At 61.8% G+C, this 12718-nt stretch carries 10 protein-coding genes and 3 tRNA genes; 10 read left to right on the forward strand and 3 right to left on the reverse strand.

The window, feature by feature from the left end:
- The first annotated feature begins 57 nt into the window (after positions 1–57).
- On the forward strand, positions 58–1725 hold the full coding sequence (locus HZR81_RS09690) for a glutamine--tRNA ligase/YqeY domain fusion protein (protein WP_500127970.1): 1668 nt from the start codon (positions 58–60) through the stop codon (positions 1723–1725).
- Complete coding sequence (cysS, locus tag HZR81_RS09695) at positions 1725–3110, forward strand: cysteine--tRNA ligase (RefSeq protein WP_500127971.1); 1386 nt, start codon at positions 1725–1727, stop codon at positions 3108–3110. Before HZR81_RS09690 ends, cysS begins: the two co-directional genes overlap by 1 nt.
- Before the next feature lie 57 nt (positions 3111–3167).
- Here the strand turns inward: cysS and folD are convergent, their stop codons facing one another.
- Positions 3168–4022: a bifunctional methylenetetrahydrofolate dehydrogenase/methenyltetrahydrofolate cyclohydrolase FolD gene (gene folD / locus HZR81_RS09700; RefSeq protein ID WP_063543044.1), complete on the reverse strand. Its 855-nt coding sequence runs from the start codon at positions 4020–4022 to the stop codon at positions 3168–3170.
- Between the two features lie 275 nt (positions 4023–4297).
- Here folD and HZR81_RS09705 point away from each other — a divergent pair.
- The 3 genes from HZR81_RS09705 to HZR81_RS09715 all read left to right on the forward strand — a co-directional run bounded on the left by HZR81_RS09705 (position 4298) and on the right by HZR81_RS09715 (position 4617).
- A tRNA-Arg gene (locus HZR81_RS09705) sits at positions 4298–4374 on the forward strand.
- Positions 4375–4406: 32 nt separating this feature from the next.
- A tRNA-His gene (locus HZR81_RS09710) sits at positions 4407–4482 on the forward strand.
- Positions 4483–4532: 50 nt separating this feature from the next.
- A tRNA-Leu gene (locus HZR81_RS09715) sits at positions 4533–4617 on the forward strand.
- A gap of 567 nt (positions 4618–5184) precedes the next feature.
- Here the strand turns inward: HZR81_RS09715 and HZR81_RS09720 are convergent.
- The gene (locus HZR81_RS09720) at positions 5185–5487 is read right to left on the reverse strand and encodes a MerR family transcriptional regulator (protein ID WP_500127972.1); all 303 of its coding nucleotides are present in this window, start codon (positions 5485–5487) and stop codon (positions 5185–5187) included.
- On the opposite strand from HZR81_RS09720, the gene HZR81_RS09725 reads away from it, so the two are divergent.
- Complete coding sequence (locus tag HZR81_RS09725; protein WP_500127973.1) at positions 5486–6445, forward strand: aminotransferase class IV family protein; 960 nt, start codon at positions 5486–5488, stop codon at positions 6443–6445. The genes HZR81_RS09720 and HZR81_RS09725 overlap by 2 nt on opposite strands.
- 77 nt (positions 6446–6522) lie before the next feature.
- On the opposite strand, the gene HZR81_RS09730 is transcribed toward HZR81_RS09725, so the two are convergent.
- Entirely contained in the window at positions 6523–8811 is a 2289-nt protein-coding gene (locus HZR81_RS09730; protein ID WP_500127974.1) for an MHYT domain-containing protein, read from the reverse strand.
- A gap of 189 nt (positions 8812–9000) precedes the next feature.
- On the opposite strand from HZR81_RS09730, the gene HZR81_RS09735 reads away from it, so the two are divergent.
- The 4 genes from HZR81_RS09735 to HZR81_RS09750 all read left to right on the forward strand — a co-directional run bounded on the left by HZR81_RS09735 (position 9001) and on the right by HZR81_RS09750 (position 12690).
- Positions 9001–9717: a FadR/GntR family transcriptional regulator gene (locus HZR81_RS09735; RefSeq protein ID WP_270053773.1), complete on the forward strand. Its 717-nt coding sequence runs from the start codon at positions 9001–9003 to the stop codon at positions 9715–9717.
- A 7-nt stretch (positions 9718–9724) separates the two neighbouring features.
- Entirely contained in the window at positions 9725–10486 is a 762-nt protein-coding gene (locus tag HZR81_RS09740) for a sulfite exporter TauE/SafE family protein (RefSeq protein ID WP_500127975.1), read from the forward strand.
- A gap of 171 nt (positions 10487–10657) precedes the next feature.
- Positions 10658–11353, forward strand: coding sequence for a response regulator transcription factor (locus HZR81_RS09745; RefSeq protein ID WP_500127976.1), 696 nt, complete (start codon positions 10658–10660; stop codon positions 11351–11353).
- A complete protein-coding gene (locus tag HZR81_RS09750; protein WP_500127977.1) occupies positions 11350–12690 on the forward strand; it encodes a HAMP domain-containing sensor histidine kinase in 1341 nt (446 codons plus the stop codon). Before HZR81_RS09745 ends, HZR81_RS09750 begins: the two co-directional genes overlap by 4 nt.
- Positions 12691–12718: the final 28 nt, after the last annotated feature.

Below are 12718 nucleotides of genomic sequence, written 5' to 3' on the forward strand. Positions count from 1 at the left end.
GCTCGTTATATTTGTAAGCCTCTCTTAAGCCGCACACTCGCTGACGTTAAGGACATCATGAGCAAGCCCGAGACTCCCGCCGCTAGCAATTTTCTCCGTCCGATCGTCCAGGCTGATCTGGACTCCGGCAAGCACGCCAAGATCGTCACCCGCTTCCCGCCGGAGCCCAATGGCTATCTGCACATCGGGCATGCCAAGTCGATTTGCCTGAACTTCGGCCTGGCAAAGGAGTTCGGTGGCGAGTGCAACCTGCGCTTCGATGACACCAACCCGGCCAAGGAAGACCAGGAGTACATCGACGCGATCAAGAGCGACGTGCAGTGGCTGGGCTTCCAGTGGGCCGGCGAGGAACGCTACGCCTCCAACTATTTCGATCAGCTGCATGACTGGGCGATAGAGCTGATCAAGGCGGGCAAGGCCTATGTCTGCGACCTGACACCCGAGCAGGCCCGTGAATACCGTGGCAGCCTGACCGAGCCTGGCAAGAACAGCCCGTTCCGCGAGCGTTCGGTGGAGGAGAACCTCGACCTCTTCGCCCGCATGAAGGCAGGCGAGTTCCCGGATGGCGCCCGTGCGTTGCGGGCGAAGATCGATATGGCCTCGCCGAACATGAATCTGCGCGACCCGATCCTCTATCGCATTCGCCATGCGCACCATCACCAGACCGGTGACAAGTGGTGCATCTATCCGAGCTACGACTTCACTCACGGGCAGTCGGACGCCATCGAGGGCATCACGCATTCAATCTGCACCCTCGAATTCGAGGATCATCGCCCGTTGTACGAGTGGTTCCTGGCCAACCTGCCGGTACCGGCCCAGCCGCGCCAGTACGAGTTCGCCCGTCTCAACCTGAACTACACCATCACCAGCAAGCGCAAGCTCAAGCAGCTGGTGGATGAGAACCACGTGAGCGGTTGGGACGACCCGCGCATGTCGACGCTCTCCGGCTTCCGGCGCCGCGGCTACACCCCGGCCTCGATCCGCAACTTTTGCGACATGATCGGTGTGAATCGCGCAGGCGGCGTTGTTGACATCGGCATGCTGGAATTTGCGATTCGCGAAGACCTGGACGCCAACGCCGCGCGTGCCATGTGCGTGCTCAAGCCACTCAAGGTGGTGATTACCAACTATCCGGAAGGGAAGAGCGAAAACCTCGAGCTGCCGCGTCATCCGAAGCAGGACATGGGGGTGCGGGTGCTGCCGTTCAGCCGCGAGATCTACATCGATGCGGGCGACTTCGAAGAAGTCCCGCCGGCGGGCTTCAAACGACTGGTTCCTGGCGGCGAAGTGCGACTGCGCGGCAGCTACGTGATCCGTGCCGATGAGGCGATCAAGGATGAGGCTGGAAATGTCGTCGAGCTGCGCTGCAGCTACGACGAAAATACCTTGGGCAAGAACCCCGAAGGCCGCAAGGTCAAGGGTGTGATCCACTGGGTGCCGGCTGCCGAAAGCGTCGAGTGCGAGGTGCGTCTGTACGATCGTCTGTTCCGTTCCGCCAATCCTGAGAAGGACGAGGAGGGCGGCAGCTTCCTGGACAATATCAACCCCGATTCGCTCGTCGTGCTCAAGGGGTGTCGCGCCGAGCCTTCGCTGGCGGATGTGGCTCCTGAAGAGCGCTTTCAGTTCGAGCGTGAAGGCTATTTCTGCGCCGACATGAAGGACAGCAAGCCCGGCGCTCCTGTGTTCAATCGCACCGTCACGCTGCGTGACTCCTGGGGTCAATGATGGCGCTGGCGATCTACAACACGCTGAGCAAGACCAAGGAAGCGTTCCGCCCGCTGGAAGGCAACAAGGTGCGCATGTACGTCTGCGGGATGACGGTCTACGACTTCTGCCACATCGGTCATGCACGGGTGATGGTGGCGTTCGACGTGGTTACCCGCTGGCTGCGCCAGCGCGGCTACGACGTGACCTACGTGCGCAACATCACCGACATCGATGACAAGATCATCCGCCGTGCCACTGATAACGGCGAGCCGTTCCAGGCGCTGGTCGAGCGCATGATTGCGGCAATGCATGAAGACGAGACGCGCCTCAACGTGTTGCGTCCGGATCTCGAACCTCGCGCCACCGACCATATCGCCGGCATGCATACGATGATCCAGACCCTGATCGACAAGGGCTTCGCTTATGCGCCGGGCAACGGTGACGTCTACTACCGGGTCGGCAAATTCGTCGGTTACGGCAAACTCTCGCGGCGCAAGATCGAGGATCTGAAGATCGGCGCGCGCATCGAGGTGGACGAAGCCAAGGAAGATCCGCTGGACTTCGTACTGTGGAAGGGCGCCAAGCCTGGCGAGCCGAGTTGGGATTCGCCGTGGGGCCCTGGGCGTCCCGGTTGGCATATCGAGTGTTCGGTAATGTCCACCTGCTGCCTGGGCGAGACGTTCGACATCCATGGTGGCGGCCCGGATTTGGTGTTTCCGCACCATGAGAACGAGATCGCGCAGAGCGAGGCCGCGACCGGCAAGCAGTACGCCAATGTCTGGATGCACGCTGGCGCGGTGCGGGTCGACGGCGAGAAGATGTCCAAAAGTCTGGGCAATTTCTTCACCATCCGCGAGGTGCTGGAGAAGTACCACCCGGAGGTGGTGCGCTACCTGCTGGTGTCCAGCCACTACCGCAGTCCAATCAACTACTCCGAGGACAGCCTGCGCGAAGCCAAAGGTGCGCTGGAGCGCTTCTACAACGGCTTGAAAGGCATGCCTGACGCGGCGCCTGCTGGTGGGGAAGCGTTCGTGGCGCGCTTCGGCGCAGCGATGGACGACGATTTCAACTCGCCAGAAGCGTGCGCGGTGCTGTTCGATATGGTGCGTGAGGTCAATCGCCTGCGCGAGACCGATCTTGCTGCTGCCGGCGCACTGGCTGCTCAGCTCAAGGCGCTTGCCGGTGTGCTCGGCGTACTGCAGTTGGAGCCCGATGCCTTCCTGCAGGCGGGAGCTGCTGGCAAGGTTGACGCTGCCGAGGTCGAGGCGCTGATCGCCGCGCGTTTGGCGGCGAGAGCGGAAAAGAACTGGGCCGAGTCCGACCGTATCCGCGATCAGCTCAGCGCCATGGGGGTGGTGCTGGAGGACGGCAAGGGCGGGACGACCTGGCGTCTGGCTGAATAGTCCAATGCAAACAAAAACGGCGCCGAAGGGCGCCGTTCTTGTTTGCGTCGTTCACGATCAGTCGTGCAGATGTTCTGCGGCGTGCAGGGTATTTTCCAGCAGGCAGGCGCGGGTCATCGGGCCGACGCCGCCCGGCACCGGGGTGATCCATGCGGCGCGCTCGCTGGCTGGTTCGAATTCCACGTCGCCGAGCAGACGGCCATCAGCCTGGCGGTTGATGCCGACGTCGATGACGATTGCGCCGGGCTTGATCCATTCACCCTTGACCAGGCCAGTGATGCCGGTTGCGACCACGACCAGGTCGGCTCGCCTTACGTGCTCTTCGAGATTGCGGGTAAAGCGGTGGGTTACGGTAGTGGTGCAGCCGGCCAACAGCAGCTCCAGCGCCATAGGCCGCCCGACGATGTTCGAGGCGCCGACCACGACCGCATCCAGCCCATGCAGGTCGACTCCGGTGCTCTCAAGCAGCGTCATGATGCCTTTCGGCGTGCATGGGCGCAGCAATGGCATACGCTGCGCGAGGCGGCCGACGTTATAGGGGTGGAAACCGTCTACGTCCTTGTCCGGGCGGATGCGCTCCAGCAGCTGGGATGCATCGAGATGCTTGGGCAGAGGCAGCTGGACGAGAATGCCGTCGATCGAAGAGTCGTCATTGAGCTGATCGATCAGGGCCAACAGGTCTTCCTGGCGGGTATCGCTTGGCAGATCATGGGCGACAGAGTTGAAGCCCACCTCCTCGCAATCTTTGCGCTTGTGCGCCACGTACACCTGGGAGGCTGGATCGCTGCCGACCAGAATCACGGCGAGGCCGGGTGCGCGGAGCCCTTGGGCGCGACGTTCGGCAACACGACCGGAGATCTGTTGGCGAATGTTGGCAGCAATCGTTTTACCGTCGATCAGTTTTGCGGTCATGACGCTTGGTTAACCATTGGAGAGGACTTGGAAAGGGCGCGTATTCTCGCATGTCGTAGCGATACGGCAAAGGCGAAGCAGCGTTCGTCATCTGTAACCCCTTTATCTAACTGAAATTTTTTTCAATTTGCTGTTGACGACTGTTTGGAGCCTCTATAACATTCGCCCCGCTTGTCGAGCACAGCCTGCTGCTGGGTAAGATGGCTTACGGAGAAGGCGACTTCTTTCAATAGCCGGAGCTTCAAGTCTGCGCTCCGAACAGAATGCAGATAAAAGCGCCCGTAGCTCAGCTGGATAGAGCATCCGCCTTCTAAGCGGATGGTCGCAGGTTCGAATCCTGCCGGGTGCGCCATTTCGGGCTCTGGCACAAGCAAATGCAATATGGTGGGCGTAGCTCAGTTGGTAGAGCACAGGATTGTGGCTCCTGGTGTCGAGGGTTCGATCCCCTTCGTCCACCCCATATTCTCGAGAACGCCAGGCACTGCCTGGCGTTTTCGTTTAGCCCGCTTGGCGGACGTGGTGAAATTGGTAGACACACCAGATTTAGGTTCTGGCGCCGCAAGGTGTGAGAGTTCGAGTCTCTCCGTCCGCACCATGTGAAAAGCTGAAAGCCCCGGATTCCGGGGCTTTCGCGTTTCTGGGTAGCGCGAGTCTGGGTTAGCGTTCCCAGTGTGCTCCCACGGAAAAAAGGGTGCGCAACGAGAGCGGTACTTAGCCTTCAAAGTTAAGTAGCCAGCCCAGCATGTGGAGCCTTTCGAAATAGCCTTTGCCATCGAATTCGACATCTATAGAAGATGGGCGCGCATAGCCGCAGATATACTTCAGGAAATGGCCTTTCGCGTACGTAATCGCTGGTGCCGGGTGCCGTACGTGTCTCTTCAGCGCCCAGCCTGGGATGCTCGATGCATGTTTGCCCAACGTCCTGTTTCCGGGGCTGAGCGGCCTGTCGCAATATCGCCGAAGAACCGTGAGAGGAATGGGTTCAGGTGGTCCTGGAATGCTATGGGATCGAAGCGTCCGATCTGTTGCGTGCGCGTTTACCGACTGCTCGATGAGTTCTTCTAAGGGAACGGCCGCGCAGGGTCCGTCTCGCTAAAGGATGCGGACCAGCTGATCGTAGGGGGAAGCTCCTTGCTGTGCCACTGCAACCGTTGAGGGGGCTTCACTGGACTTCCAGCAAAAACCTCTCGAGCACCTTGCGGCTGTGCATGAGCTTTTCGGTTTTCTGGTCGATCAGGGCGATCTGCCCGATCAGCGTGGAGCGGAGTTCTTCGCACGGTTCCAAGAGATGACCTTCGCCCCGAATGCACGGCAGAAACTGCTTGATCGTGGTGAGCGTCATGCCTGCGGAGCCCAGCAGCTTGATTCGCTCGACTGTTTGCTGTTCCCGAGGCCCATATTCCCTGAAGCCGCTTTGGCTGCGTTGCGGCTTGAGGAGCCCTTGCTCCTCGTAGTAGCGCAGCATGCGGACGCTCACTTCGCATCGTCTGGACAGTTCGCCGATCTTGATATTGGGCTTGACTCTAACAGTGCTGTCAGATTTTACACTCGATGCTCCCAATCGAAAGGTGAGGAGCATTCCCATGGCATCACATCGCGAAACTTACCCGATACTGCTCAACGAAGTGCCGGCAACTGCGTGTGATCTGGCGCCTTTAGCATTCGCCGGATTCGCGCACTTCACCGCTTTGCAGGTGAGGGGCCGCGGGGTCAAGGGTCTCGACCTGCACCTGGCGCGCCTGAAGAGCGCCTCGATCGAACTGTTCGGTCGGGCGCCATCCGACGATACCGTGATGCGCAGTGTCCGTCGTGCGATCGAAATCGGTCCCCAGGATCAGTCGCTCACCGTAACGGCGTTCTCACCTGAGGGCGAATTCACCGCCGCAAGCGGCAGTACCGAGCCGAGTCTGCTGGTCCGTACCGGACCTCCGTCGGATGGTCCTCGGGGGCCGCTTCGGCTGAGCGTCGTCGAGCATCAGCGATACCACCCTGGCATAAAGCATGTCGGTGAGGGCGCGAAAACCCATTACCTGCGCAAGGCCGTGGCGCAGGGTTTCGACGATGCGGCCTTCGTCGACCGGCATGGGCGCCTTGGCGAGGCGACCATCTGGAATCTTGCTTTCTGGGACGGCCGTTCGGTTGTCTGGCCGCGTGCGCAGGTTCTGGCCGGAACGATGATGGGCATGATCCAGCGCCAGCTGGGCGGCCTTGCTATCGCGCAGCGGCATGAGGATGTCTTCCTCGATGGCGTGAAGAGATTTGCGGGCGCGGCCGTGATGAATTCCTGGTCGCTGGGGATAGCGGTCACGGCCTTCGGTCCTATCACCGTTCCGGAAGCGCCGGCCTTCATGGAGGTGCTGCGAGCCGCTTTCGAGGCGGAGCCCGTATGGCTGGACGCAGCCGAAGACCGCGGCGTGCGCTGATGTTTCTGTTGCCCTGTCACGAACGCCTCGGCAACGAGCTCGGGATGGATTCATCTTGAGCGCATCGAGGTGAGCTTTCAGTGTGATGGGTAAAGCTCCACGACTACGCCAGATTCCGGCCGATCCATCGCCTGATTCATCGCATGCACCAAGGATTCCTGATTGAAGGGCTTGGCCAGTGTATGCAGGCGGCGGTTGCCTTCGGCCAGATCGGCGTAGCCACTGACCAGCAGAACGGGAAGGCCCGGTCGCTCGGTGCGTATGGTCTCGGCCAACTGAGCGCCGGTCATGCCGGGCATCATGTGATCGGTGACCAGGATGTCGAAGTCGTCCTGCCGTCGGAGCAGGCAGAGGGCGGCCTCACAGTTGTCAACGGCGGTCACTCTATAGCCGAGATCCTCGAGCAGCGCCGACGTGTTTTCCAGAACCAGTGGATCGTCGTCAACGACGAGCACGGTAAGAGAAGCCTTGGCTGCCGTGCGGGTCCAAGGGCTTGCAGCCGCCGAGGTGCTCTTGTCTTCGGCGCGTTCTTGCGGCTTGGCCGCTGGAAGCCAAAGCTCGATCGCCGTGCCTTCGCCCGGTGTGCTGCGGATCTCAAGACGCCCGCCCGATTGCTCAGCCAGACCGTGAGCCATCGACAGCCCGAGACCGGTGCCCTTGCCGGGGCCCTTCGTGGTGAAGAAGGGTTCTGTGGCGCGGGACAGAATCTCCTGGGGCATACCGCAGCCATCGTCCCGTACCAGTAGCACGACGTGCTCGTTTCCAGGCGTTGCGTTGTCGTTGGCGGCGGGGTGGTATTGGCCCTCGATGCAGATCGTGCCGCCGCCTGGCATCGCGTCGCGTGCGTTGACGACCAAATTAATCAGCACCATCTCCAGCTGGTTGGCGTCCACGAAGGCCGGCGGCAGATTCAACGGAAAGCGCATGTCGACGGTGATGTTGGCCTCGACAGACCGCTGTAGCAGCTCCCGCATGCCCATCACCAGATCGGGAAGCAGCACCGAGCTTGGGCGTAGCTCCTGCTTGCGGGCAAACGTGAGCAAGCGTTGCACCAGACCCGCTCCGCGCTGGGCGGCTTGCAAGGCGTTCTCGATTAGGCTGTCGATGCGCGACTCGCCATCCGGAAGGCGCTTGCGTAGCAGTTCGAGGTTACCGCCGACCACCGCCAGCAGGTTATTGAAATCGTGGGCGATTCCGCCGGTCAGCTTGCCGATGGCCTCCATTTTCTGAGCCTGGCGCAATGCCGCTTCGGCCTGCCTGCGCTCGGTGACGTCCACCAGGCCACCAAGGATCAACGCGCCCTCGGCGGCGGCTTCGATCCGGGTGGACGCCAGCACGTCGACGAACAGGCCGGCCCGGGCAACGAGGCGATATTCGGCGTTCAGGCATTCACCCGTGGCGACTAGCCGGGGCCAGTCGTGCTCGATCAGCTGGCGAGCCGATTCTGGGGTCATGAAACTGATCAGCTTGCGCCCGATGACGTCCTGACGACGGTAACCGACCAGCGCGAGCCAGGCGTCACTCACCGACCGCAGGTGTCCGTCCGTATCCAACGAGTGCAGCGGCAGCGGCGTCTTGCTGTAGAGCTCCTTGAAGCGTTCCTCGCTACGCCGCAGCGCGGCCGCTTTCTGCTCGCTCACCATCGCGCGGCGCCGATCATGCAGGGAGGCGGCAAGGCCGAAGAACAGAACCACGAACGTCGAGCCCGAGACGGCCGATGCGAGGGACACGAGATCCAGGCCTTCACCCGGCAGGGCAGGTTGGGTGGCGTTCAGGGGGCTGAAGTGCGCGCCGACCATGGCGGAGTAGTGCATGCCGGCGATTGCGAAACCCATCGCTATCGCTGACACAGCCTGTAGAAGGGGCCGGGTCCCCTTGGCCGCCAGCCACAGGGCCACGGTCGAGGCGCCAATGGCGATGGCGAAGGAAATTGCCACCCACAAGCCGTCGTAGCTGAGCTCGGCGTTCATGGTCATGGCTGCCATACCCATATAGTGCATTGCACCTATGCCGAGCCCCATGAACAGCCCGCCGATGCCAAGCGTGGAGCGCTTCGAGCCCCGGATGCCTACCGCAAAGAAACTGATGGCCGTCACCACCATCGGCACGATGAAGGACCAGAGCGTCAGGGGCAGGTCGTAGCGGATCTCCATGCCCGGCATGCCGAACGCTAGCATGCCGATGAAATGCATCGACCAGATGCTGCCGCCCATGCAGGCGGCTGCGGCGGCCAGCCAGGCGTGGCGCGCCCAGCCTGTGGCGACCTTGCTTCGACTGGCAAGGTCCAGAGCCGTGAACGAGCCGGCGATGGCGATCAGGATGGACAGGCTGACCAGAGCAATGTTGTAGGTGGTGTGCATAGGCATCTCGCTGGCAAGGCTATCGATGCCTCTTCAGTTTTGCAGACCTGGCCGTGCCTTTGTCGGTTGCCGACCAGCGGAGGTTAGTCTTCTTGAGCCACGTTCTACAGAGGTCTAGGCGTCGAAATCGGTTCGCTCGTTGTCGCTGCTGATAATTCATCCTATGATCGGCTCAATTTGTAGGGAGTGGTCGATATGGCTCTGCAGCAAACGGCGCGTTCGTCATTGGTTGAACAGGTGATTGGACAACTGCGTTCGCAGATCACAGCGGGGCAGTGGCCATGCGGTGCGCGGATCCCCACGGAAAGTCAGCTCAGCGAGTCGTTGGGCGTAGGACGCAACACGGTTCGCGAAGCGGTAAGGGCGCTGGTGCATACCGGTGTCCTGGAGGTTCGCCAGGGCGCCGGAACATTCGTGCGCTCTGTCCGCGACCCTGCTGGCCTGCTCCAGCACTTGGAGCGCGCGGCCCTGCACGACCAGTTGGAGGTTCGTCGTGCTCTGGAGGTGGAGGCGGCGCGCCTCGCTGCGTCTCGCCGCAGCGAAGAGGATCTGCAGGCCATCCACGACGCGCTTGGGGCGAGAGGAAGCTGGAGCGATGACGCCTCGTTGGCGGACTTCGCTCAGCGAGACGCGCAGTTTCATCTGAATATTGTCCGGGCCAGCCATAACGCTACGTTGCTGGAGATGTACCAGTTTTTCTGGGCTGGCCTGCAGAACACCATCGTCAGAACGGAAGCGGAGCATCAACTCCCCGAGCCGACCTATCAGGCCCATGCCGCACTCTACGAGGCCATCCGCAGCGGCTGTCCTGAGCGAGCCGCCATAGCGGCCAGCGAGCTCCTGACCCCCGCGCTGGAAGCCCTCGCCAGATCGCTCGATCACGCCACCCACCCATTGAAGGAACAGGAGTAAGTAGCGCATGGACCATTCACTCACCACCTGGCTAATTCTGCTTGTGGCGGCATTTCTCGGCGGCGGCTTGAACGCTATCGCCGGTGGCGGGAGCTTTTTCACCTTCCCGGCTCTGGTTTATGCGGGGGTGCCCGCCGTCGCGGCCAATGCATCCGGAACGCTTGCGCTCTTGCCCGGCTACTTCGCCAGCACCTGGGGATATCGCGAGGACCTCAAACCGCCGGCCACGCTGACGATGGGCGCAGTCATTGCCATCAGCCTGGGCGGCGGCGCCATTGGCGCGGCTTTGCTGTTGACGACTCCTGACGAAATGTTCCGCGCCATCGTGCCCTGGCTCCTGCTGTTCGCTACGTTGCTGTTCGCATTCGGCCCATGGCTGTTACGCATGTTCAGCGGCAATGCCCGTGAAGGCGAAGCCGGCGCCTGGCTGCAAGGTTGCACACTGGCAGTAGTGAGTATCTACGGAGGCTACTTCAACGGCGGATTGGGTATCGTCCTGCTGGCCGCGTTCAGCCTGCTCGGCCATAGCAGCATCAACTCCATGCAAGGGCTAAAGAATCTGGTTTCGTCGGTGCTGACGGCCATCGCGGTGTCGGTCTACGCGTTTGGCGGGGCCATCCTGTGGAAAGAGGCGCTGGTCATGATGCTGGCTGCCAGTGTCGGGGGTTACTTCATGGCGCGCGTCGGCCGAAAGTTGCCGCCGGCATTCGTGCGGGCTGTCGTGATCGTCACGGGTTCGGCCATGACGGTGCTGTTCTTCCGCAATTGAGCAACTCGAGACGACGGCGTTTCGCTTTCGTCGCTAGGTGATGTGTCACGAGCGAGCCAGAGCGTTTGCGATGCGGCCGTTGGCTTGTAGCAAGCGATCGCTCCTCCTGAGTAAACTAGATGAGAATAATTATCTTCATCTGATGGGATTTCCCATCGACAGGGAGGGGCGATGGGCCGCTATCTGGCTGATGTCCTGGTCATCGAGGATGACGAACTGCTGAGCATTCAGCTTGGTGAATTGTTGCGCCTGCAGGGCTATGCAGTACGTTTGAGTGGGACGGGGGAGAGCGGCCTGGCAATGGCCCTGGCTGATGCACCGGATCTGGTGCTGCTGGACGTCATGCTGCCGGACATCAATGGGCTTGCCGTGTTGCGCCGGCTGCGCGAACAGCAGCAGACGCCGGTAATCATGCTGACCGCTTGTGGTGCGGAAGAAGAGCGCATTCGAGGCCTGCGCCACGGCGCGGATGACTACCTGTCCAAACCCTTCAACCTGACCGAATTGCAACTGCGCATCGACGCGATCCTGCGCCGTACGCGCAGTACCGACAGCCGGCCAGCACAGCCGTCATCATTGCAGATCGACGCCTTGATGCTGGAGCGGCAGGGGCTACGCGCACGGGTCGCCGAGAAAGACCTGGCTCTCACGCCGCTGCAGTTCCGCCTGCTCTGGCAGCTGCTCCTGCAACGCGGTGAGGTGCTGACCAAACCCTATCTCTATCGCGTGGTGCTCGAGCGCGACTACAGCGGTTACGACCGCAGCCTGGACATGCACATCAGCCGGATTCGGCGGCGGCTGACCGAGGCCGGGCTGGCGGCGGACCGTCTGCAGACGCTGCATGGCCGCGGATACAGCTTTCAATGAACAGGCGATTGTTCTGGAAACTTTGCCTGGGCGTGGCATTGGGCAGCGTTGCGCTGTTCTGGGTCATTGCCCGGCTGAGCGGCCAGGCGGAGGAGCAGATGAGCTTTATCGACGCCGAGCATCAGCAGACCTTGCGTCAGTACGCCGAACAGGCCGAGGCACTCCATCGCGCGGGTGACGCGCAGGCCCTGCAGCAGTGGCTCCAGGGCCTGCAGCAACGCGAGCAGACCTGGGCAGCGATCGTCGAACCGCGATTGCAGGCACTGGCCGGTAGCGAACTGTCCGAACGGTTCCTGCGCGAGTTCAGTCTGGGTCGTGATCCATCTTGGAAGATTCATCTCTACTTTCAGGACAACCCGATCATGGACGTGCCGTTCGCCGATGGGCAACGCCATTTTCTGATCCAGCTGCCACAGCGTATGCGTCCCGGACATTACTGGTACCCAGCGCGACTGTTGCTCGAGCTGGTGCTGCCGCTGGTCCTGCTGGTGATCGGTTGCCTGCTGTTGTATCGGCACCTGATGCAGCCGTTGAATCGTCTGGAGCAGGCGACCCGTCAGTTCAGCGAAGGTGACTACAGCGCGCGGGCTGGCGCCTTGCTCGGCTCGCGTCGCGATGAACTGGCGGGGTTGGCGGAAACCTTCGACGCAATGGCCGAGCGCATCGGCGGGCTGATCATCGATCAGCGCCGGCGTCTGGCCGAAATGTCGCACGAGCTGCGCACGCCGCTGGCGCGCATCGAGATGGCGGTCAGCCTGGCAGAGCAGGGTGCAGACCCGGCAGTGCTGATGCCACGCATGCGCCAGGAGTGCGCGGCCATGCGGCGCCTGGTCGAGGATGCGCTGACCTTGAGCTGGCTCGAGACCGAGCAGCCGCGGTTGCGAGACGAAACCCTGGACCTCACCGACCTGCTCGACAGCATCCTCGACGATGCTAGCTTCGAGTATCCGGACCGCGGCATCGAAACGCAGCTTCCTGCAGAGGCGGAGCTGGTAGGTAGCTGTCATCGCGCACTCGGTCAGGCGATCGAGAACATCGTGCGCAATGCCCTTGACCATACTCCAGCGGGCGGACGGGTGCGGGTGCAGCTGTTTAGCGAACCGCAAGCCTACCGCCTTGACATCATCGATGAAGGACCCGGCGTACCGTCGCAGTGGCTCGAGCGGATCTTCCAGCCATTCGAGCGATTAAGCGCTGCCCGTTCGGGGTTCGGTCTGGGGCTGGCCCTGGCGCAGCGTCAGGTCTGCGCAATCGGCGGGCGACTGGCGGCGCGAAACCATGAGCAAGGCGGCTTGTGCATGTCCATCTGGTTGCCGCGCAATGAGGCCCCGGCGTAACAGTTGTAAAAGTGATTCAGCCGAGGGC

Origin of the sequence: Pseudomonas sp. LM13, from assembly GCF_041381355.1 — a bacterium.
In the GTDB taxonomy this organism is placed as follows: domain Bacteria; phylum Pseudomonadota; class Gammaproteobacteria; order Pseudomonadales; family Pseudomonadaceae; genus Stutzerimonas; species Stutzerimonas frequens.

Coding starts and splice junctions, on each gene's coding strand:
- HZR81_RS09730 (WP_500127974.1), bottom strand. CDS start 8,811: ATGCCTATGCACACCACCTACAACATTGCTCTGGTCAGCCTGTCCATC.
- HZR81_RS09690 (WP_500127970.1), top strand. CDS start 58: ATGAGCAAGCCCGAGACTCCCGCCGCTAGCAATTTTCTCCGTCCGATC.
- cysS (WP_500127971.1), top strand. CDS start 1,725: ATGGCGCTGGCGATCTACAACACGCTGAGCAAGACCAAGGAAGCGTTC.
- HZR81_RS09720 (WP_500127972.1), bottom strand. CDS start 5,487: ATGCTGCGCTACTACGAGGAGCAAGGGCTCCTCAAGCCGCAACGCAGC.
- HZR81_RS09740 (WP_500127975.1), top strand. CDS start 9,725: ATGGACCATTCACTCACCACCTGGCTAATTCTGCTTGTGGCGGCATTT.
- HZR81_RS09735 (WP_270053773.1), top strand. CDS start 9,001: ATGGCTCTGCAGCAAACGGCGCGTTCGTCATTGGTTGAACAGGTGATT.
- HZR81_RS09725 (WP_500127973.1), top strand. CDS start 5,486: ATGCGGACGCTCACTTCGCATCGTCTGGACAGTTCGCCGATCTTGATA.
- HZR81_RS09750 (WP_500127977.1), top strand. CDS start 11,350: ATGAACAGGCGATTGTTCTGGAAACTTTGCCTGGGCGTGGCATTGGGC.
- folD (WP_063543044.1), bottom strand. CDS start 4,022: ATGACCGCAAAACTGATCGACGGTAAAACGATTGCTGCCAACATTCGC.
- HZR81_RS09745 (WP_500127976.1), top strand. CDS start 10,658: ATGGGCCGCTATCTGGCTGATGTCCTGGTCATCGAGGATGACGAACTG.